At 61.2% G+C, this 18,915-nt stretch carries 20 protein-coding genes; 10 read left to right on the top strand and 10 right to left on the bottom strand.

The features are described from left to right. Positions 1 to 93 precede the first annotated feature (93 nt). The 5 genes from potG to rlmC all read left to right on the top strand — a co-directional run bounded on the left by potG (position 94) and on the right by rlmC (position 4,840). Complete coding sequence (potG, locus tag ACMGGK_RS15305) at positions 94 to 1,227, top strand: putrescine ABC transporter ATP-binding subunit PotG (RefSeq protein ID WP_033640832.1); 1,134 nt, start codon at positions 94 to 96, stop codon at positions 1,225 to 1,227. 24 nt (positions 1,228 to 1,251) lie between these two features. Next, positions 1,252 to 2,214 (top strand): putrescine ABC transporter permease PotH, encoded by a 963-nt coding sequence (gene potH, locus ACMGGK_RS15300; protein ID WP_016928361.1) that lies wholly within the window; start codon positions 1,252 to 1,254, stop codon positions 2,212 to 2,214. Then, complete coding sequence (gene potI / locus ACMGGK_RS15295) at positions 2,211 to 3,056, top strand: putrescine ABC transporter permease PotI (protein ID WP_016928360.1); 846 nt, start codon at positions 2,211 to 2,213, stop codon at positions 3,054 to 3,056. Before potH ends, potI begins: the two co-directional genes overlap by 4 nt. A 104-nt stretch (positions 3,057 to 3,160) precedes the next feature. Next, positions 3,161 to 3,640, top strand: a complete 480-nt coding sequence (locus tag ACMGGK_RS15290; RefSeq protein WP_028127974.1) for a YbjO family protein — start codon at positions 3,161 to 3,163, stop codon at positions 3,638 to 3,640. Between the two features lie 69 nt (positions 3,641 to 3,709). After that, positions 3,710 to 4,840, top strand: coding sequence for a 23S rRNA (uracil(747)-C(5))-methyltransferase RlmC (rlmC, locus tag ACMGGK_RS15285; RefSeq protein WP_049299044.1), 1,131 nt, complete (start codon positions 3,710 to 3,712; stop codon positions 4,838 to 4,840). Between the two features lie 32 nt (positions 4,841 to 4,872). Here the strand turns inward: rlmC and artJ (ACMGGK_RS15280) are convergent, their stop codons facing one another. The 6 genes from artJ (ACMGGK_RS15280) to ACMGGK_RS15255 form a co-directional block, all read right to left on the bottom strand. Continuing rightward, positions 4,873 to 5,607 carry an arginine ABC transporter substrate-binding protein gene (artJ, locus tag ACMGGK_RS15280; protein ID WP_016928355.1) on the bottom strand — a complete coding sequence of 245 codons (735 nt, stop codon included), beginning with the start codon at positions 5,605 to 5,607 and terminating at the stop codon, positions 4,873 to 4,875. A gap of 199 nt (positions 5,608 to 5,806) precedes the next feature. Continuing rightward, entirely contained in the window at positions 5,807 to 6,475 is a 669-nt protein-coding gene (artM, locus tag ACMGGK_RS15275) for an arginine ABC transporter permease ArtM (RefSeq protein WP_033637817.1), read from the bottom strand. Further along, a complete protein-coding gene (gene artQ / locus ACMGGK_RS15270; protein ID WP_028127976.1) occupies positions 6,475 to 7,191 on the bottom strand; it encodes an arginine ABC transporter permease ArtQ in 717 nt (238 codons plus the stop codon). Before artQ ends, artM begins: the two co-directional genes overlap by 1 nt. 9 nt (positions 7,192 to 7,200) lie before the next feature. Next, positions 7,201 to 7,932 carry an arginine ABC transporter substrate-binding protein gene (artJ, locus tag ACMGGK_RS15265; protein ID WP_004928409.1) on the bottom strand — a complete coding sequence of 244 codons (732 nt, stop codon included), beginning with the start codon at positions 7,930 to 7,932 and terminating at the stop codon, positions 7,201 to 7,203. Positions 7,933 to 7,964: 32 nt separating this feature from the next. Continuing rightward, positions 7,965 to 8,693: an arginine ABC transporter ATP-binding protein ArtP gene (gene artP, locus ACMGGK_RS15260; RefSeq protein WP_016928352.1), complete on the bottom strand. Its 729-nt coding sequence runs from the start codon at positions 8,691 to 8,693 to the stop codon at positions 7,965 to 7,967. Positions 8,694 to 8,956: 263 nt separating this feature from the next. Continuing rightward, on the bottom strand, positions 8,957 to 9,499 hold the full coding sequence (locus tag ACMGGK_RS15255; protein ID WP_028127978.1) for a lipoprotein: 543 nt from the start codon (positions 9,497 to 9,499) through the stop codon (positions 8,957 to 8,959). Positions 9,500 to 9,658: 159 nt separating this feature from the next. Between ACMGGK_RS15255 and ACMGGK_RS15250 the strand changes: the two genes are divergently transcribed. Next, on the top strand, positions 9,659 to 9,982 hold the full coding sequence (locus ACMGGK_RS15250; RefSeq protein WP_004928400.1) for a heavy metal-binding domain-containing protein: 324 nt from the start codon (positions 9,659 to 9,661) through the stop codon (positions 9,980 to 9,982). Between the two features lie 49 nt (positions 9,983 to 10,031). On the opposite strand, the gene ACMGGK_RS15245 is transcribed toward ACMGGK_RS15250, so the two are convergent. Further along, the gene (locus ACMGGK_RS15245; RefSeq protein WP_337039454.1) at positions 10,032 to 11,513 is read right to left on the bottom strand and encodes a DUF3300 domain-containing protein; all 1,482 of its coding nucleotides are present in this window, start codon (positions 11,511 to 11,513) and stop codon (positions 10,032 to 10,034) included. Positions 11,514 to 11,700: 187 nt separating this feature from the next. On the opposite strand from ACMGGK_RS15245, the gene ACMGGK_RS15240 reads away from it, so the two are divergent. Beyond that, entirely contained in the window at positions 11,701 to 12,537 is an 837-nt protein-coding gene (locus ACMGGK_RS15240; RefSeq protein ID WP_016928349.1) for an N-acetylmuramoyl-L-alanine amidase, read from the top strand. Here the strand turns inward: ACMGGK_RS15240 and ACMGGK_RS15235 are convergent, their stop codons facing one another. Together ACMGGK_RS15235 and ACMGGK_RS15230 are read right to left on the bottom strand one after the other, a co-directional pair. After that, the gene (locus tag ACMGGK_RS15235) at positions 12,538 to 13,548 is read right to left on the bottom strand and encodes an NAD-dependent epimerase/dehydratase family protein (RefSeq protein WP_004928393.1); all 1,011 of its coding nucleotides are present in this window, start codon (positions 13,546 to 13,548) and stop codon (positions 12,538 to 12,540) included. A 158-nt stretch (positions 13,549 to 13,706) separates the two neighbouring features. Next, positions 13,707 to 15,146 (bottom strand): DUF2867 domain-containing protein, encoded by a 1,440-nt coding sequence (locus tag ACMGGK_RS15230; RefSeq protein WP_420277002.1) that lies wholly within the window; start codon positions 15,144 to 15,146, stop codon positions 13,707 to 13,709. A 150-nt stretch (positions 15,147 to 15,296) separates the two neighbouring features. On the opposite strand from ACMGGK_RS15230, the gene ACMGGK_RS15225 reads away from it, so the two are divergent. Continuing rightward, on the top strand, positions 15,297 to 15,644 hold the full coding sequence (locus ACMGGK_RS15225; protein WP_028127981.1) for a DUF1294 domain-containing protein: 348 nt from the start codon (positions 15,297 to 15,299) through the stop codon (positions 15,642 to 15,644). Here the strand turns inward: ACMGGK_RS15225 and ACMGGK_RS15220 are convergent, their stop codons facing one another. Further along, entirely contained in the window at positions 15,645 to 16,472 is an 828-nt protein-coding gene (locus ACMGGK_RS15220) for a MurR/RpiR family transcriptional regulator (protein ID WP_028127982.1), read from the bottom strand. It lies immediately after the preceding gene. A 167-nt stretch (positions 16,473 to 16,639) separates the two neighbouring features. On the opposite strand from ACMGGK_RS15220, the gene ACMGGK_RS15215 reads away from it, so the two are divergent. Together ACMGGK_RS15215 and ACMGGK_RS15210 are read left to right on the top strand one after the other, a co-directional pair. Next, positions 16,640 to 18,196, top strand: coding sequence for a PTS transporter subunit EIIC (locus tag ACMGGK_RS15215; RefSeq protein WP_197758103.1), 1,557 nt, complete (start codon positions 16,640 to 16,642; stop codon positions 18,194 to 18,196). Next, positions 18,193 to 18,888 carry an N-acetylmannosamine-6-phosphate 2-epimerase gene (locus tag ACMGGK_RS15210; protein WP_046897060.1) on the top strand — a complete coding sequence of 232 codons (696 nt, stop codon included), beginning with the start codon at positions 18,193 to 18,195 and terminating at the stop codon, positions 18,886 to 18,888. The genes ACMGGK_RS15215 and ACMGGK_RS15210 overlap by 4 nt, the downstream gene beginning before the upstream one ends. Positions 18,889 to 18,915: the final 27 nt, after the last annotated feature.

The following is an 18,915-nucleotide window of genomic DNA, read 5'->3' as shown; positions in this document are numbered from 1 at the left end:
AACCGGCAGGCGGGCGCTCCCCGCCTGCATTGCCGTTTTGGGCCACGGCGCTCGCCGTGGTTTTGTGCCGCTTTACGCCGGAGAGCACCCCGATTGAACGACGCCATCCCTCGTCCTCAAGCCAAGTCGCAGAAGGTCTTCACCCCTCTGCTGGAAATCCGTAACCTCACCAAAACCTTCGACGGGCAGAATGCGGTCGAAGACGTCAGCCTCACCATCTACAAGGGCGAGATCTTTGCGCTGCTTGGCCCGTCCGGCTGCGGCAAGTCCACCTTGCTGCGCATGCTGGCCGGCTTTGAACAGCCGACGGAAGGGCAGATCGTGCTCGACGGGCAGGATATGTCGCATGTGCCGCCGTACCAGCGGCCGATCAACATGATGTTTCAGTCGTACGCGCTGTTCCCGCACATGACCGTGGAGCAAAACATCGCGTTCGGCCTGAAGCAGGACAAAATGCCGCGGGCGGAGATCGCCGAACGGGTGGCGGAAATGCTGGCGCTGGTGCACATGCAGGAGTTCGCCAAACGCAAACCGCACCAGCTTTCCGGCGGCCAGCGGCAGCGGGTGGCGCTGGCGCGCAGCCTGGCCAAGCGGCCGAAGCTGTTGCTGCTGGATGAACCGATGGGCGCGCTGGACAAGAAGCTGCGCGATCGCATGCAGCTGGAAGTGACCGACATTCTCGAGCGCGTCGGCGTGACCTGCGTGATGGTGACGCACGATCAGGAGGAGGCGATGACCATGGCGGGGCGCATCGCCATCATGAACCGCGGCAAGTTCGTGCAGATCGGCGAGCCGGAAGAGATCTACGAGCATCCGAATAGCCGCTTCAGCGCCGAATTTATCGGTTCGGTCAACGTCTTCGACTGCGTGCTGCAAGAGCGCCACGACGATGCGCTGATCCTGCAAAGCCCGGGGCTGCGCCATGCGATCAAGGTGGATCCGGACGCCTCGGTGGTGGACGGCGTGCCGATCCAGGTCGCGCTGCGGCCGGAAAAGATCCTGCTGTGCGAACAAGTGCCGGAAGACGGCTGCAACTTCGCGGTGGGGGAAGTGGCGCACATTTCCTATCTGGGCGATCTGTCTATCTACCACGTGAAGCTGCACAGTGGGCAGATCATCAGCGCCCAGCTGCAAAACGGCCATCGTTTCCGCAAGGGGATGCCCACCTGGGGCGATGAAGTGCGTCTATGTTGGGAAACCGACAGCTGTGTTGTGTTGACGGTGTAGTGGAGCTGGTGAGGAGTAACCCGTATGTCCCTGCTTTCTGAACGCACGCCGGAACCGCCGGCCAAAACGCCGGCCACCCTCAAGGCCTTGTTCCATCGCCTGCTGATGGCTCACGGCCGCAAGCTGGTAATCGCATTGCCGTATTTATGGCTGACGCTGCTGTTTATGCTGCCGTTCCTGATCGTGTTCAAGATCAGCCTGGCTGAGCTGGCGTTGGCGGTGCCGCCTTACACCGAGCTGATGAGCTGGGTGGACGGTAAGCTGAACATTGCGCTCAACTTCGCCAACTATCTGCAGCTGACCGACGATCCGTTGTATATCGATGCCTACCTGCAGTCGCTGCGCGTGGCGGCGGTCTCGACGCTGTGCTGCCTGATCATCGGCTATCCGCTGGCCTGGGCGGTGGCGCACAGCAAGGCGTCGACCCGCAACATTCTGCTGTTGCTGGTGATCCTGCCTTCCTGGACTTCGTTCCTGATCCGCGTTTACGCCTGGATGGGGATCCTGAAAAACAACGGCACGCTGAATAACTTTCTGATGTGGCTAGGGGTGATTGACCAACCGCTGGTGATCCTACACACCAACCTGGCGGTGTATATCGGCATCGTTTATTCCTATCTGCCGTTTATGGTGCTGCCGATTTACACGGCGCTGATCCGGCTGGATTACTCGCTGGTGGAGGCGTCGCTGGATCTGGGGGCGCGGCCGCTGAAAACCTTCTTCAGCGTGATCGTGCCGCTGACGCGGGGCGGCATCATCGCCGGTTCGATGCTGGTATTCATTCCGGCGGTGGGGGAGTTCGTGATCCCGGAACTGCTCGGTGGGCCGGACAGCATCATGATCGGCCGCGTGCTGTGGCAGGAGTTCTTCAATAACCGCGACTGGCCGGTGGCCTCGGCGGTCGCCACCATCATGCTGCTGTTGCTGATCGTGCCAATTTTGTGGTTCCACAAACACCAGAACAAGGAAATAGGGGGGCAGGAATGAACAACTTGCCGGTAGTGCGTTCACCGTGGCGCATCGCCATCCTGACGATCGGTTTTACCTTCCTGTATGCGCCGATGCTGATGCTGGTGATCTACTCCTTCAACAGCTCCAAGCTGGTGACGGTGTGGGCCGGCTGGTCCACGCGCTGGTATACCGAATTGTTCCACGATTCGGCGATGATCAGCGCGGTGGGGCTCAGCCTGACCATCGCTGCCGCCTCCGCCACCGCCGCGGTGGTACTGGGGGCCATCGCCGCCGTGGTGATGGTGCGATTCGGCCGCTTTCGCGGTTCGACCGGCTTCGCGTTTATGCTGACCGCGCCGCTGGTGATGCCGGACGTGATCACCGGCCTGTCGCTGCTGCTGCTGTTCGTGGCGATGGGGCATGCCTTCGGCTGGCCGTCAGAGCGCGGCATGTTTACCATCTGGCTGGCGCATGTCACCTTCTGTACCGCTTATGTGGCGGTGGTCATCAGCTCGCGTCTGCGCGAGGTGGATCGCTCGATTGAAGAGGCGGCAATGGATCTGGGGGCGCCGCCGCTGAAGGTGTTCTTCGTCATCACCTTGCCGATGATTGCGCCGGCGCTGATCTCCGGCTGGATGCTGGCGTTTACCCTGTCGCTGGACGATCTGGTGATCGCCAGTTTCGTCTCCGGCCCGGGCGCCACCACGTTGCCGATGCTGGTGTTCTCCAGCGTGCGCATGGGGGTGAATCCGGAAATCAATGCGCTGGCCAGTCTGATCCTGCTGGTGGTAGGCATCCTCGGCCTGATCGCCTGGTGGTTTATGGCGCGCTCGGAAAAACAACGATCGCGTGAATTGCAGCGGGCGGCCCGTAGCTGAATCGTAACAAACCTGCTATTTTTGCAATCAATAAGTATTGCAACTAACTACCTGACTTTACATGCGCCACCTGTATAGGTGGCGCGTCGTAGCGGAACACGGATATGTCAGACATGCTGAAAAGCGGGCAGGGAATGGGATCGACTTCGGATGCGCCGGTGCCGGTGATGGTGGCGGGCACCGCCATGGTGGCGATCAAGTGTATCAGCGTGGTGCTGCTGCTGGGCGAGCTGGGCGTCGACGGCGCGCAGGAATTCGTCAACACCAGCGCGCAGGCGTGGGATTCCACCTTTATCTTTCTGGCCGGCCTGATGCTGCTGTGCCTGCAAATCAGCTGCGGCTTTGCGGTGATGCGCGGCCGCAATTGGGGGCGCTGGGGCTATGTGGCCTGCCAGTGCATCGTGGTGCTTTACCTGCTGTTGGCCACCATCGGCAGCGTCTTCCCCGAGGTGTTCACCGTGGAGGGGGAAACCAGCGGCCAAATCCTGCACGTTCTGATCCTGCAAAAGATCCCCGACGCGGTGATCCTGGCGTTGCTGTTCGTTCCTGCCGCCAGCCGCCGCTTCTTCACCGCGCGCAAGTGAGATTTTAGGCGCGCGGAGTGGTAAACTCTGCGCCCTTAATTCGTCATCCTGAACTTCACGGTAATCTTCATGCATTGCGCTTTGTATACGGCGGGCACCTGCCGTTCCTGTCAGTGGCTGGAAAAGCCCTATCCGCAGCAACTGGCCGACAAACAGCATCACCTGCACTCGCTGCTGGCCGGGCGCGACGTCGCACAGTGGCTGCAGCCGGCGGCGGGGGAACTGAGCGCATTTCGCAATAAAGCCAAGATGGTGGTCAGCGGCAGCGTGGAGCGTCCGCTGCTCGGCATGCTGCACCGCGACGGCACGCCGGTCGACCTGAGCGATTGCCCGCTGTATCCCGCCGGCTTTGCGCCGATGTTTGCGGTGCTGAAAAGCTTCATCGCCCGCGCCGGCCTGACGCCGTATAACGTGGCGCGCAAACGCGGCGAGCTGAAATACCTGCTGCTGACCGAAAGCACGCTCGACGGCGGCGTGATGCTGCGCTTCGTGCTGCGCTCGGAAACCAAGCTGGCGCAGCTGCGCGCCGCGCTGCCGTGGCTGCAGCAGCAGCTGCCGCAGCTCAAGGTGATCTCCGCCAATATTCAGCCGGTGCATATGGCGATCATGGAAGGGGAGCGCGAGATCGCGCTGACCGAACAGCAGGCGCTGGAGGAACAGTTCAATCAGGTGCCGCTGTTCATCCGCCCGCAAAGCTTCTTCCAGACCAACCCGCAGGTGGCCGCCGAATTGTATGCCACCGCCCGCGACTGGGTGCGCGCGCTGGGTATCGACAGCATGTGGGATCTGTTCTGCGGCGTCGGCGGTTTCGGCCTGCACTGCGCGCAGCCGCAAACGCGGTTGACCGGCATCGAAATCAGCGCGGAAGCGATCGCCTGCGCGCGCCAGTCGGCGCAGCGGTTAGGGTTGTTGCAGGTCGATTTTCAGGCGCTCGACTCCACCCGCTTCGCCACCGCCGAAGGCCAGGTGCCGCAGCTGGTGCTGGTCAATCCGCCGCGCCGCGGCATCGGCCAGGCGCTGTGCGATTATTTGAGCCGGATGGCGCCGGATTACATTCTGTATTCCAGCTGCAACGCCGAGAGCATGGCGAAAGATATCGAGATGTTGCCGGGGTATCGCATCGAACGGGTGCAGCTGTTCGACATGTTCCCGCATACCGCGCACTACGAAGTGTTGACGCTGTTGGTGCGGCGTTTATAAAACATAAGGCCCGGTTATCCGGGCCTTATTGCTTACTGCGGGAACCACTTGTCGTTGATGGCTTTGTAGGTGCCGTCGGCCTTGATGGCGTCCAGCGCGGCGTTCAGCTTGGCCAGCAGCGCCTGGTTATCCGGGCGCACCGCGATGCCGAGACCGGTGCCGAAGTATTGCGCATCGGTGATGTGCTCGCCGACCGGCGCCAGCTGCGGGTTGGTTTTCAGCCACTCGTTCACCACGGCGGTGTCGCCGAACACGCCGTCGATACGGCCGTTTTTCAGCTCCAGAATGGCGTTCTGGTAGCTGTCGTAAGAAACGGTGTTAATCTCCGGGTGCTTGTCCTGCATGTATTTCTGGTGGGTGGTGCCGTTTTCCATGCCGAGCTTTTTGCCTTTCAGATCCGCCAGCGAGCTGAACTTGCCTTTTTGCGCGATCACAATCGCCGAGTTGGCGTAGTAAGGTTGGGTGAAGGCGACCTGTTTGCTGCGCTCCGGCGTGATATCCATCCCGGAAATCACCGCATCGTATTTTTTGAATTTCAGCGCGGCGATCAGGCTGTCGAACGCCTGGTTGGTGAAGGTGCACTGCGCCTGCATCTGCTTGCACAGCGCGTTGGCCAGATCGATATCGAAACCGACGATCTGGTTGTTGGCGTCGAGCGATTCGAACGGCGGGTAGGTGGCGGAGGCGGCGAAGCGGATAGTCTCGGCCGCGGCGGCGTTAAAGGTCATCCCGGCCAACATCGTCGCGGCAAGCAGCAGTTTTTTCATGCGTAGAGCTCCTGTCTGGATCCTGAAAGTGATTATTCGCTATCGTTTGTTTTTACTGGTAATCGCCAGAGGTTTTTGTGCGAATGCCTGTTGTTAACCCTGCCACTGAGTGAATTAAAATGCAATATAAATGATTAAGTATTGCTTTGAGGGGTAAAAAAAGCCCCGCACAATGGCGGGGCTCATGGGGGCAGCGGCCTCAGTTGCGGCGCTCAAACGCCAGCGCGCGGCGCTCCACCAGTCGCATCAGCAGCGTCAGCAGGCCATTGACGCACAGGTACACCAGGCCGGCGGCGCCGAACACCATCACGTCGTAGGTGCGGCCATACATCAGCTGGCTGTAGCCCATCACTTCCATCAGCGTGATGGTATAGGCCAGCGAGGTGCTTTTGAACACCAGCACCACTTCGTTGGAATAAGACGACAGCGCGCGTTTGAAGGCGAACGGCAGCAGGATGCGCAGCGTCTGCCGGCGCGACATACCCAGCGCTTCACACGACTGCCATTGCCCGGCGGGAATGGCGCGCACCGCGCCGTAGAACAGCTGCGTGGTGTAGGCCGCGCTGTTCAGCGCCAGCGCTATCATCGCGCACAGCCAGGGCTGCGACAGCAGGTTCCACAGCCACGGATAGTCGCGGATCGCCGGAAACTGACCGGGGCCGTAGTAGATCAGGAAGATCTGCACCAGCAGCGGCGTGCCGGTGAACAGCGTCACGTAGATCTTGACCAGCGGCGTCAGGATTGGCGTTTTCAGCGTCAGGATCACCGTCAGCAGCAGCGACAGCACCAGCGCGACGATCAGCGCGGCGACGGTCAGCGTCAGGCTGGTATGCAGCCCTTTGAGGATTTCCGGCAAATACTCAATCATCAGACCGGCCCCCGCTCAAAGCGCGTGGCGCGCAGCTCAATGCGTTTGATGACGTATTGGCTGAACAGCGTCACCAGCAGGTAGATGGCCGCCGCGATCACATACCAGGTAAAAGGCTCCTGGGTGCGGGTGGCGATGCTCTTGGTTTGCAACATCAGATCGTTCACGCTGATCAGCGACACCAGCGCGGTGTCTTTCAACAACACCAGCCACTGATTGCCGAGGCCGGGCAGGGCGTGGCGCCACATCTGCGGCATGATCAGGCGAAAGAAGATCGCCGCCTTACTCAGTCCAAGCGCTTGACCGGATTCCCACTGCCCCTGCGGCACCGCTTTGAGCGCGCCGCGCAGCGTCTGCGAGGCGTAGGCGGAATAGAGCAAGGCCAGGGCGATCACCCCGCACAGGAACGGGCTGACTTCGAAATTGTCGATCGCCAGCTGAATCGGCAGCTGGAACAGACCGAGGTTGAGGGTAAAGCCGTCGGAGAGCATCAGCAGCAGCTGCGACGAGCCGAAATAGATAAACAGCACCACCAGGATTTCCGGCAGGCCGCGCAACACGGTCACCCAGGCGGTGCCGAGCCAGCTGACCGCTTTCCAGCGGGACGATTCCCATACGGCGAACAGCATCGCCAGAATCAGCCCGAGGATCAGGGCGCAAACGGCAAGGCCGACGGTCATGCCGGCGGCGCTTGCTAAGGGTTGTAATTCATTCATTTGGGCGTATTACTGCTGGAACCATTTTTTGTAGATGGTTTCATAGGTCCCATCCTGCTTGATCTTGTCCAGAGCGGCGTTGAACTTGCCCTGCAGATCGGTATTCTTCTGGCGCACCGCGATGCCGAGGCCGGTGCCGAAGTAGTCTTTGTCGGTCACTTTGGCGCCCACTGCCGCCAGCGCGTCATTCTGCTTCAGCCACTCGTTGACCACCGCGGTATCGCCGAACACCGCATCAACGCGGCCGTTCTTCAGATCCAAAATGGCGTTCTGGTAGCTGTCGTAAGGCACGGTGGTGATTTCCGGGTGCTTGTCGGTCAGGTATTTTTGGTGGGTGGTGCCGTTTTGCACGCCTACTTTCTTGCCTTTCAGCGCCGCCACGTCGGCGATTTTTCCTTTCTGCGCGATGAACAGCGCCGAGTTATCGTAGTAAGGCTTGGTGAACAGCACCTGCTTCTCACGCTCCGGCGTAATGTCCATGCCGGCCATCACCGCATCGAAACGCTTGAACTTCAGGCTCGGGATCAGGCTGTCGAACGCCTGGTTGGTGAAGGTGCACTCGGCCTGCATCTCTTTGCACAGCGCGTTGGCCAGATCGACATCAAAACCCTGAATTTTGTTGCCGGCGTCAATAAATTCAAATGGAGGATAGGAGGCTTCGGTAGCGAAACGGATGGTTTCGGCTGCGGAGGCGGAAACGCTGATGCCGGCCAGAACGGCGGCGATTATTAGTTTTTTCATCGCAAAATCCCCAAATTACAGCAAGTTAATCGTTAGTGTGATAAGTAGTTGGCAAACTCGGTGGTCCGTGGCTGCGCAAAGTGGCTGCTGTCGCCTTGCTCCACCACGTGGCCGTTTTCCATGTACACCACGCGGCTGGCGGTCTTGCGCGCCACTTCCACTTCGTGGGTGACGATCACCTGCGTGATGCCGGTGCCGGCCAGTTCGCGAATGATGCTGACGATCTGAGCGGTGATTTCCGGATCCAGCGCCGCGGTCGGTTCATCGAACAGCAGCACCTGGGGTTCCATCATCAGGGCGCGGGCGATCGCCACGCGCTGCTGCTGGCCGCCGGAAAGGTGCAGCGGGAAGCGATCGGCGAAGTCGGTCAGGCGCAGACGCTTGAGCAGCTTGTCGGCGCGCTCCATCGCCTGAGCCTTGGTCAGACCCAGCACGCGGCAAGGCGCCTCGATCAGGTTCTGAACCACGGTGAGGTGAGGCCACAGGTTGTATTGCTGGAAGACCATGCCGACGTTTTGACGCAGTTCGCGAATGGCTTTCTCGCCCGGCGCCTGTTTGAAGTCGAATTGGTTGCCGGCGATCTGCAGTTGGCCCGAACGCGGCATTTCCAGCAGGTTCAGCACCCGCAGCAATGAGCTTTTCCCGGCGCCGCTTGGGCCAAGCAGCACCAGGGTTTCCCCGGCTGGACAATCCAGCGTGATGTCAAACAGCGCCTGGTGAGCGCCGTAATAGCAATTGATACCGTTAAGTTGAATACTCATGCGCCAGAATTGAATAGACATTGATGCCGCAAATGTTAACTTCCGCAGAATACTTATGCAATCTTTGTGCGTTAAAATTTATGAGTGTGCGGCGGGACAGTAAAAGATTAGCACAAGATACCGCGACTCAAGCCGAGGGAGGGGATTTGTGGCGCAGGCTGTGATATCGGTAGCGAAATTTTTTCTATTGGACGAAATTTGAGCGACTGGCGGACGGCGGGGATGACCGACGCGGCAAGCCCGCGTCGGCCGGGGAAGGCGGGTTACTGGTTTTCCAGCACCTGGCGCACGCTGCCGTTGGTGGCGTGCGCTGGAACATTCAGGTAGCGAATATCATCAACCACCCAGCAGGTGCCTTCGCGCACCATCAGCACTTCGTCTTGCCAGTTCACGGTGCTGTTGGCGTCTTTCTGGTAGCTCAGATCAACGCGCAGCGGGATGTTCTTCGCATCGGTGTTAGGAATGGTCGAGGCGCTGGCGACGGAGGCGTTGCTTGGCCCTTGCGCATTGCCGGAGAACAGATCGCCGGTTATCCGGTGCTTGCCCGGGTTTTGAGCGGCGCTGACCAGATCCTGATACAGCACTTTGCTCAGATAGGGCTGCAGCTGCGCCAGGCGGTTGCTGTCCGGCAGGCCGGCGCCCTGCTGGATGCGCAGGTCATAGAACTTTTGCGCGACCGTATCCGGGCCGCCTTCCACACAGCTGCCGCTGCGGGTGCCGATATCCTTGTATGCCGGTTCCACCGTGGTACAGGCACTCAGCAACAGCGCTAAGGGTAAAACAGCCGCAATCGTTTTTGTTTTCATCTTATTACCTTATGTGAAAGTCTCTACCATGAAGACCGATAGCTTACAGTATAAATGCGTTTTTTGGCCTTGCATTCGTACTGCGTGCCATTGATTAAGCGAACATAATGCCAATCTTCTGGTCATAGATACGTTGAATTAATCAAACAAGGAGTTCTGATGCAGCTTTCAACTACCCCGACCCTGGAAGGGTTTACCATCACCGAATACTGCGGCGTCGTCACCGGCGAAGCGATCCTCGGCGCCAACATTTTTCGTGATTTCTTCGCCGGCGTGCGCGATATCGTCGGCGGCCGCTCGGGCGCTTATGAGAAAGAGCTGCGCAAGGCGCGCCTGATCGCATTCGAAGAGCTGGAAGACCAGGCGAAAGAGCTGGGCGCCAACGCGGTGGTCGGCATTGATATCGATTATGAAACCGTTGGCAAAGACGGCAGCATGCTGATGGTGACCGTCAGCGGCACCGCGGTGAAAGTCAGCCGCTAACGCCATTCCCCGCGCCCCGGCCGTTTCGCCGGGGCGACATCCTGTAGGTTCATCCCACCTTGTGCTGCTCGGCGATCGGGCGGTGTTCCTGCGGTTTCACCGGCGCCGGCGCTTGGCGATGCGGCATTGGCTGAACGGACGGCTGGTGGATCTGCGGCGCCGGGGCAGGATGCGGCATGATGCGCGCTTGCGGCACCGGTGCCGGGCGCACTAACGCCGGATGCAGCGTTGCGGCCGGTTCGCGCGCCCCGGGCTGAACGACGTGCGGCACTATCTGAACCTGGGGGTGCACGGCGGATGGATGCACCGGCGCAGCATGCACGGCCATCGGCTCCTGCGCGTGGGGCGCCGCCGGCGCGGTATGCGTGAACGTCGGCATGCTCCTCGGTTGTTGCACATGGGGCGCGTTGGCCGACTGTTGCACGTGGGGCGCGGCCGCTACCGGCTGGGTGTGCGCAAAGGTCGGCAGGGTCATCGGCGCATGGGCCGCAGGCGCGACACGCGGCTGCGCGTTAGGCGTCGGCGGGTTGAAATACGGCGTCGGTGCGGCGGTCGTATTGTTGTAGTTATTCACTGTATGGATGCTGCGATTCACATTGTTCACGTTGTTATATTGGTTGATGTTGGTGACGCGATTCACCACGGTGGTGGAATGCGATACGTAGGGCGCATCGCGGTAGACCACCGGTTGGCGTCGATCGTCCCAGCGCATATCCCAGCTGTGCCAGCCGCTGTTGTGCTGATTGAACAATGAGGCGACCGCAATGCCGACACCGAAGCTGATCACGCCGGCCGCCAACATGTCGCCGCCGCTGTAGCCCGAAGGTTGATACCGATAGCTCGGATAAGCTGGGATCGGCGTGCCGTAGGCCACCCAGGGATCGTAATGCGGGACGTAAACCGTATCCGGCTGGCTGGGTTCGATGACGATGGTTTCGCCCGGCGCCGCCACCACGCGCTGGCGATAGGGCTGCTGCTCAACGTAACGGGGGGTGGGGGCCACGACGATGCGCTGCTGCGGGGTGTTTTTCAGCGTGCCTTGGCTGGCCGCCCGTTGACGCATCACCTGAATGGCGTTCATCACGTCGGTGGGATCGTTCAGGTAGGCGCTGCCCAGGGCGGTGGTCCAGGGGATGTTTTTCGCCATTTGATCGAGCACGTCGGGGAATTGCACCAGGCCGCGCACGCTGGGATCCCAAGGCTGAGCGTCGGCCGCTGAGCTGAGCGCCGCCGGTTGCAACCCGCGGTTTTGCGCCAGCCAGGCATCCGCGGCGCTGATTTGGTCAGGATAACCCGCGCCGGCCAACACCTGCGCCAGCAGCTTGTCGGGGAACAGCGCCACCGGGCTGACCAACTGGTACAGCTGGTCGGCGGTCAGCGGCGTATAGGCCGGCGCGCTCACATTGGCGGCGGATGCAGCCGAGGGCGGCGCGCTCCCGCCCATCGCATCGGCGACTTTTTGCCGATCGCAGCCGCTGAGCGGCAGCATGGCGGCACAGAGCAACCAGGACAGATAGCGTGGCGTGAACATGTTCGACTCCGCTCTTTCAGCGCAGATGATACTTTGAGACTATCATGGGCGGGAAAGGCCGCCAGTCGGGAGCAACACTCGCTTGCACATCGGCGTTGTCTGTCATTATTTCTCGACGAACGTGATGATTGGATACAGGTCAATCGCGTCGCGTTACATCTCTCACGGACGCCAATCAGGAGGATAAGTGAAAATTTGGCCAGGGATCATCGCCGCCGCGCTGTTGGCGGGGTGCCAAAATCCGCAACAGGACACGCTCGTCGATCGCGGCGCTTACCAGCTCGAGACGCTGCACCAGGCGCAGGGCGCCGATCGGCGCATTCGCTTTTTGGTGATGCACTATACGGCGGAAGACTTCCATTCATCTCTGAAAACGCTGACCGATGAACACGTCAGCGCGCACTACCTGTTGCCGGCGCATCCGCAGCGCGAACACGGCAAACCGACGGTGTACCGGCTGGTGCCGGAAGCGATGCGCGCCTGGCATGCTGGCGCCAGCGCCTGGCGCGGCCGCAGCAACCTCAACGACACCTCGATCGGCATCGAAATCGTCAACAAGGGGTTCACCCGCAGCATGCTGTTCACCCATTGGCAGCCTTATACGGCGGAGCAGATCGCCGTGCTGATCCCGCTGAGCCGTGACATCATCCAACGCTATGGCATCCAGCCGCAGGACGTGGTGGGGCACAGCGACATCGCGCCGCAGCGCAAACAGGATCCCGGCCCGCTGTTCCCCTGGCGGCAGCTGGCGCAGGCCGGCATCGGCGCCTGGCCGGACGAACGAGACGTGCAGCGTTTGCTGGCGGGGCGCGATCGCCATGCGCCGGTGCCGATGACGCCGCTGCTCGATAAGCTGGCGCGTTACGGCTACGCGGTTGATGCGTCATGGGATGCGCGGCAGCAGCGCAATGTGCTGGCGGCGTTTCAGATGCATTTCCGGCCCGACGATGTGCGCGGTGAGCCGGATGCAGAGAGTGAGGCGATTATCGATGCGCTGCTGGTGAAGTACGGCGCGTGGCGTTGATTACAGGCCGTGCAGTTTGCCGTGATCTTTCAGCCAGCGGGCGGTGCGCGCGATGCCTTCTTCCAGCGAGACGATCGGCTGATAGCCCAGCTCTTGCTGCGCGCGAGTGGTATCGAGCGTGAGGTCGAAGTTGAGTTTGGCGACGCCGTAGTGGGTCAACACCGGCTCCTTTTCGCTTTTGCTGCCCAGGCGCTCCATGCCGCGCGCCATCATGTCGAGCATCGGGTAGGGGACGGAGCGGATGCGACACTTCATGCCCAAATCGTCGATCAGCTGCTGCACCACGGTGCGAAGCGGACGCGGCTGCTGGTTGGTGATGTTGTAGGCGCGGCCGGACGGCGTGTCTTCTTTTAGCGTCGCCAGCCACATGGCGTGCACCGCGTTCTCCAGGTAAGTCATGTCCACCATCGCCGCGCCGCCGCGCGGCAGCAGCAGGTTGCCGTAGCGTTTGATCATTTGCAGCAGCCGCGGCAGCATCACCTTGTCGTGCGGCCCGAACAATCCCTGCGGGCGCAGAATGGTGAAATGGGTCTGCGGATTGGACAGCGCCAACTGCTGGATCACCTGCTCGCCGGCGGCCTTGCTGCGCGCGAACTCATTGGCGTAGCGCTGCGGGCGGAAGTCTTCGGTTACGTTGCGGTGATGGTGGTAATCGAAATAGATCGCCGGGGAAGAGATGTGAATGAACTGCGCCACGCCATAGGCCGCCGCCCATTCGCCGAGGCGGCGGGTGGCGCGGACGTTGGCCAGTTCGAAGGCTTCTTCGGTGCCCCAGGGCGAGGTAAAGCTGGAACAGTGCCACAGCACGTCGACGTCAGCCAGCATCGCCTTGGCCTGCGAAGAGATCAGGTTGGTGAGATCGGCATGAATGAACTCCGCGCCCATTTTTTCCAGCAGGCCGCCCATCGCCTGGTTGCGGCCGGTGGCGCGCACTTTGATGCCCTGACGGCGCAGATATTCAACGGCGTTACGGCCTAACCCACTGGTGGCACCGGTGACCAATACCTTCATAACGGACTCTATTCTCACCCAAAATCGGAATACCGGCGGGCGCTTGCGGCGCTCCCAGCAAATAAGATGCCATTCTTCCGTGATTTCGTGCGCTATGCAATCGGAAAGCCCCGAAGCACAGCGGCAAACTGTGCGGTTGATCGACAAATGAACGGCGTTCAGCGCTGTTGGCGGTCCAGGTTCTCGGCAAGCTCGGCGATGCGCTTCGCCATGCCGCGGAAAATGAACAGATGTGCGGGCATCATGGCGAACCAATACAGCAGCCCGCTGAAGCCGGCCGGATGCCACCAAGCGCGCACGTCCAGCGTGCGGCGATCGCCGCGATCGGTAATGGTGAAGCTCAACCGCCCCAGCCCTGGCGCCTTCATGCCGAACAGCAGCGCCAGTTGCCGCAGCGGTTTCAGCGTGATGACTTTCCAGCCGTCGATTTCGTCACCCAGCGCCAGGGGCGCGCGCGCCGGGCGGCCATAGACCACGCCGTTGCCGATCATGTCGTCCATGCGGGCGCGGATCCGCCACAGGATATTGGCGTAGAAATAGCCTTCTTCACCTCCCAGTTGCTGCACCGTTTGCCACAGCGCCTGGCTGCTGGCGGCGGTATTCAGCGCGCAACCGGCCTGTTTCGGGTAGTAGCCGTAGCCGGGGCGCCAGCGGGCCCGCGCCGCCGGATCGTAGCCCCAGTCGGCGGAATCGACCACCTCCAGTTCGCGCTGCAGCGTGGCGGTGACCGCCTGATCAAAAGTGTGCAGACGCTGCGGGATCAAGGCTTGCAGCGGCCGGCCGTCGGCGGGCAGATCGTGCTTCAGCCCCTGGATCAGCGCGCGGGCGATCGGCGTTGGCACTGAGGTGATCAGGCTGATGAACCACACCGAAATCAGCCGCGTCGGCAAGGGGATCGGGATCAGCCAGCGCCGTTTGCCGCTGATGGCGATAAAGCGTTGGAACATGTCCTGATAGCTGAGGTATTCCGGCCCGGCGACGTCGAAGATGCGGTGTTCCTCCGCCGGGTGCGCCAGCAGATCGGCCAGGTAAACCAGCAGGTTCTCCAGCGCCACCGGCGACGACTTCGAGCGCACCCAGCGCGGCGGCGTCAGCACCGGCAGGTTATAGACCATGTCGCGCATCACTTCGAACGCCGCCGAGCCGGGGCCGACGATGATGCCGGCGCGCAGCTCGGTCACCGGCACGCCGCTCTGGCGCAAGATCTCGCCGGTCAGGCGGCGGGCCTCCAGGTGCGGCGAACTGTCGTCGTTCGGCTGCAGCGCGCCGAGAAAGATCACCTGCTTGACGCCGGCATTGCGCAGCGCGTCGCGCAGATTTTCCGCCGCCTGGCGCTCTTTCTCGATAAAGTCGTCGCCGTCGCCCATCGCGTGCACCAGATAGTACAGCGTATCTATCTCCCACAGCGCCGCGCTCAGGGTGTCCGGGCGGTGCAGATCGACATACAGGCAGTTGACCTGCGGCCAGTTCTGCGCCTGCAGCCACTCGATGCGCCGCGCGGCGGCGGTAATCTGGTGCCCCTGTTCGACCAGGTGCGGGATCAGGTTCTGGCCTATATAGCCGCTGGCTCCAAGAACCAGTACGCGTTGGGGTGTCATCGGGCCGCCTTGTGCGGTGAAAGAATCGCAGAACGACAGGATGCCAAATTCAGGGTTTAAATGCACATTTTGTATGGGTATAAGCCGGTTGCATCCGCCGCGGCGCAGGTTCACACTACGCGCCCCTTATCGCACGAAAAAACGAATGCCATGAAGCTCAATGTGATTTGTTACGCCCTGCTGGGCCTGGCGCTGATCGCCAGTTTTTTCTCGCCGCATCCGGTGTGGATGGGGTTGCTGCTGGCGAACCTGCTGACGTTTCTGATCTACGGCGGCGATAAGCTGGCGGCGCGCAAGGGATGGCGACGAGTGCCGGAGGCGACGCTGTTGCTGTTCGGCGCGCTGGGCGGGTGGTTGGGCGCGCTGCTGGCGCAGCAGCTGTTTCGCCACAAAACCCAGAAACAGCCGTTTAAAACCTGGTTCATCCTCAGCGTGGCGCTCAATCTGGCGGCGGTGCTGGGGCTGTGGTACTGGGTTTACGGCCGCTGGATCTTCTGATTACAGCAGCAGCGGCAGAGTCGCGCTGGCGGTGGTCTGCATCGCCTGAGCGTAGGCGGGATCGCGCTGAGTCAGTTCGGCGATCATCAACTCCACCAGCAGCATGGCGCCGACCTTGGCCGGCAGGGCGCCAGCGGTCAGCGGCCCTTCCGGTTTGGCCGCCACCAGCAGCGTATCCGCCATCTTGGCCAGCGGGCTGCGTTGGGTATTGCTGACGGCGATCACGCGTGCGCCGCGCCCTTTGGCCAACGTCACCGCATGCAGCACGTCCTTGGTTGAGCCGGAGCTGGAGATGACGATCAGCAGATCCCGCTCACTCAGCGAGGCTGCATTCATCGCCGCCCGGTGCATGTCGCTGAACAGCTGCGCCGGTTTGCCGAGGCGCAACAGCTTGTAGTGCAGGAAGTCGCCGATGATGGCGCTGGCGGCGACGCCGTAAATCTGCACCGAAGCGCAACGTTGCAAGCTGTCCGCCGCCTGTTGCAGCGCCTGCGGATCCAACAGCGCGCCGGTATCCCGCAGCGCCTGTACGCTCTCTTCCACCAAATTTTCCGCCGCGCTTTGGCGCGTCGCCGCTTCCGGCTGGCTTTGTTGCAAGCTGAGGGCCAGCGCCATTTTAAATTCGGTATAGCCTTTGCAGCCGAGATGGCGGCACAGCCGCGTGACGCTGGCTTCGCTGGTGGCGCTTTCACGCGCCAGTTCGGTGATGGTCAGGTAAACGGCGCGGGAGGGCTCCGCAAGAAGATAGTTGCCGAGCTTTTGCAGCGTGGGGCTGTACCCTGCCAAATCCTGCCGCAGCCGCAATAACAAGTTGCCTGTATTCATCACGTTACCTTTCTGAGTATTCCCGTTTCTATTGTGGCGGAAAGACGCCGCGGCTCGCCAGTGAAATCGACGGATTGTGAAGCCGATCATCGTTATGAATAAATTTTTCATTAAAAATATTATTTTGTGGTAAAAATTTTCATCATAAAAATGATATCGGGGGAAAATTTATGTCAACACCAGAATTGCCGCGCTCCGGCGGCTGGTTCGAAAAAGCCCAGCTGTTCGGCAAGTCGTTCATGCTGCCGATCGCCGTGCTGCCGGCGGCTGGTCTGCTGTTGGGGATCGGCGGTGCGCTATCCAATCCCAATACCGTCGAGGCGTATCCCTTCCTCGATGTCGGCTGGTTGCAAAGCATATTTACCGTGATGGCCAGTGCCGGTGCTATTGTGTTCGCCAACCTGGCGGTCTTGTTCGCGGTCGGCGTGGCGGTGGGGCTGGCCAAAAGCGACAAGGGCACGGCGGGGCTGGCCTCGCTGATCGCCTATCTGGTAATGAACGCCACCATCAATGCGCTGTTGAAAATCAACGGCACGCTGGCCACGCAGAACGCGGGCGCGGTGGGGCAGGGAACGATTCTCGGGATCCAGACGCTGGAGACTGGGGTGTTCGGCGGGGTGGTCATCGGTTTGGTGACCTGGTATCTGCACGGCCGCTATAACAAGATAGCGCTGCCACCGTTCCTGGGTTTTTTTGGCGGCTCGCGCTTTGTGCCGATCGTCAGCTCACTGGCGGCGATGGCGGTCGGTGCCCTGATGACGGTGGTGTGGCCGCATTTCCAACAGTTGATCTTCGGCATGGGCGGGCTGGTAGACGCCAGCGGCTATCTCGGTACCTTTATCTACGGCTTCGTATTGCGCATGCTCGGGCCGTTCGGCCTGCATCACATCTTCTATCTACCGTTTTGGACCACCGCGCTTGGCGGCAGCGAAGTGATCAACGGACAGCTGGTGGAAGGCACACAGCGCATTTTTTTCGCCCAGTTGGCCGACCAGAATACACAGCAGTTCTACATTGGCACGGCGCGTTTCATGTCCGGCCGTTTTATCACCATGATGTTCGGCCTGGTCGGTGCCTGCCTGGCGATGTACCAGAGTGCGCGTCCCGAGAACCGCAAACGCGTCGGCGGACTGTTGCTGTCGGCTGCGCTGACTTCGTTTCTGACCGGCATCACCGAACCTATCGAATTCTCGTTCCTGTTTGTCGCACCGGCGCTGTACGTGGTGCACGCGCTGTTCGACGGCCTGGCGTTCATGATCGCTCACATCCTGCATATCACCATCGGCCAGACGTTCTCCGGCGGCTTTATCGATTTCATGCTGTTCGGCGTGCTGCAGGGCGAAGCGAAAACCCACTGGATGTACGTCCCGCTGGTCGGTGTGCCTTGGTTCTTCCTGTACTACTTCACGTTCCGTTTCCTGATCCTGCGCTTCAACTTTAAAACGCCGGGGCGCGAGGCGGAAGCTGCGCCGGAAGCGGTGATGACGGGCACCGAACGCTCGCAACAGGTGCTGGCAGCGCTGGGCGGCAAAGAGAATATCGTCGAACTGGATTGTTGCGCCACGCGATTGCGCGTGACGGTGAAACAGAGCCGGCTGCTGGACGAAAGCGGGCTGAAAGCCAGCGGCGCACGGGCGGTTATCGTTCGCGGCAACGGTGTTCAGGTGATCTACGGCCCGCACGTCACCATCATTAGAAACGAAGTCGAGGAGTTGTTGGATTTATGACGCTTTCCATTTTACAGCAGATTGAGGGGCGCCTGGTGGTGTCTTGCCAGGCGCTGGACGACGAGCCGCTGCACAGCGATTTTATCATGTCGCGCATGGCGCTGGCGGCCGAGCAAGGCGGCGCGGCGGCGATCCGCGCCAACGGCGTCGAAGACGTTAAAGCTATCATGCGCACGGTGGCACTGCCGGTCATCGGCATCATAAAGCGCGATTATGCGGGCAGCGACGTGTATATCACGCCGACCCTGCGCGAAATCGATGAGTTGATGGCGGCGGCGCCGCAGATGATCGCGCTGGACGCCACCGGCCACCCGCGGCCGGGGGAGTTGCAGCTGGCCGCGTTAGTCGCCGCGATCCGCGCCAGGTATCCCCGGCTGTTGCTGATGGCGGACATCGCCACCCTGGAGGAGGCGCAAGAGGCCGCCAGGCTGGGCTTCGACTGTGTGGGCACCACGCTGTACGGCTATACCGCTGAAAGCCGGGGCGCCCGACTGGCGGATAACGATTTCGGCTTTCTGCGTGCGGTACTGGCGGCGGTATCGGTGCCGGTCATCGCTGAAGGCAATGTCGAAACGCCGGCGATGGCCGCGCGCTGTCTGTCGCTGGGGGCGCATGCGGTGGTGGTAGGGGGCGCCATTACCCGCCCGCAACAGATAACCCGCCGCTTTGTCGACGCCATCGGCGGGCGATGAGAGACTTCCCGGCGCACCGGGAGGGGA

Origin of the sequence: Serratia sp. BNK-33-b (assembly GCF_048684565.1) — a bacterium.
GTDB lineage: Bacteria > Pseudomonadota > Gammaproteobacteria > Enterobacterales > Enterobacteriaceae > Serratia > Serratia marcescens.
Note: the sequence above shows the minus strand (reverse complement) of the source record. Positions and strands in the feature narration are given on the sequence as shown.

What these genes read in the sequence shown, in the direction of transcription:
- artJ (WP_004928409.1), bottom strand. Translation starts at nt 7,932, where the DNA reads ATGAAAAAACTAATAATCGCCGCCGTTCTGGCCGGCATCAGCGTTTCC.
- artM (WP_033637817.1), bottom strand. Translation starts at nt 6,475, where the DNA reads ATGATTGAGTATTTGCCGGAAATCCTCAAAGGGCTGCATACCAGCCTG.
- ACMGGK_RS15230 (WP_420277002.1), bottom strand. Translation starts at nt 15,146, where the DNA reads ATGACACCCCAACGCGTACTGGTTCTTGGAGCCAGCGGCTATATAGGC.
- ACMGGK_RS15215 (WP_197758103.1), top strand. Translation starts at nt 16,640, where the DNA reads ATGTCAACACCAGAATTGCCGCGCTCCGGCGGCTGGTTCGAAAAAGCC.
- ACMGGK_RS15245 (WP_337039454.1), bottom strand. Translation starts at nt 11,513, where the DNA reads ATGTTCACGCCACGCTATCTGTCCTGGTTGCTCTGTGCCGCCATGCTG.
- rlmC (WP_049299044.1), top strand. Translation starts at nt 3,710, where the DNA reads ATGCATTGCGCTTTGTATACGGCGGGCACCTGCCGTTCCTGTCAGTGG.
- ACMGGK_RS15250 (WP_004928400.1), top strand. Translation starts at nt 9,659, where the DNA reads ATGCAGCTTTCAACTACCCCGACCCTGGAAGGGTTTACCATCACCGAA.
- ACMGGK_RS15290 (WP_028127974.1), top strand. Translation starts at nt 3,161, where the DNA reads ATGTCAGACATGCTGAAAAGCGGGCAGGGAATGGGATCGACTTCGGAT.
- ACMGGK_RS15210 (WP_046897060.1), top strand. Translation starts at nt 18,193, where the DNA reads ATGACGCTTTCCATTTTACAGCAGATTGAGGGGCGCCTGGTGGTGTCT.
- ACMGGK_RS15255 (WP_028127978.1), bottom strand. Translation starts at nt 9,499, where the DNA reads ATGAAAACAAAAACGATTGCGGCTGTTTTACCCTTAGCGCTGTTGCTG.
- artP (WP_016928352.1), bottom strand. Translation starts at nt 8,693, where the DNA reads ATGAGTATTCAACTTAACGGTATCAATTGCTATTACGGCGCTCACCAG.
- potH (WP_016928361.1), top strand. Translation starts at nt 1,252, where the DNA reads ATGTCCCTGCTTTCTGAACGCACGCCGGAACCGCCGGCCAAAACGCCG.
- ACMGGK_RS15225 (WP_028127981.1), top strand. Translation starts at nt 15,297, where the DNA reads ATGAAGCTCAATGTGATTTGTTACGCCCTGCTGGGCCTGGCGCTGATC.
- artQ (WP_028127976.1), bottom strand. Translation starts at nt 7,191, where the DNA reads ATGAATGAATTACAACCCTTAGCAAGCGCCGCCGGCATGACCGTCGGC.
- ACMGGK_RS15235 (WP_004928393.1), bottom strand. Translation starts at nt 13,548, where the DNA reads ATGAAGGTATTGGTCACCGGTGCCACCAGTGGGTTAGGCCGTAACGCC.
- potI (WP_016928360.1), top strand. Translation starts at nt 2,211, where the DNA reads ATGAACAACTTGCCGGTAGTGCGTTCACCGTGGCGCATCGCCATCCTG.
- artJ (WP_016928355.1), bottom strand. Translation starts at nt 5,607, where the DNA reads ATGAAAAAACTGCTGCTTGCCGCGACGATGTTGGCCGGGATGACCTTT.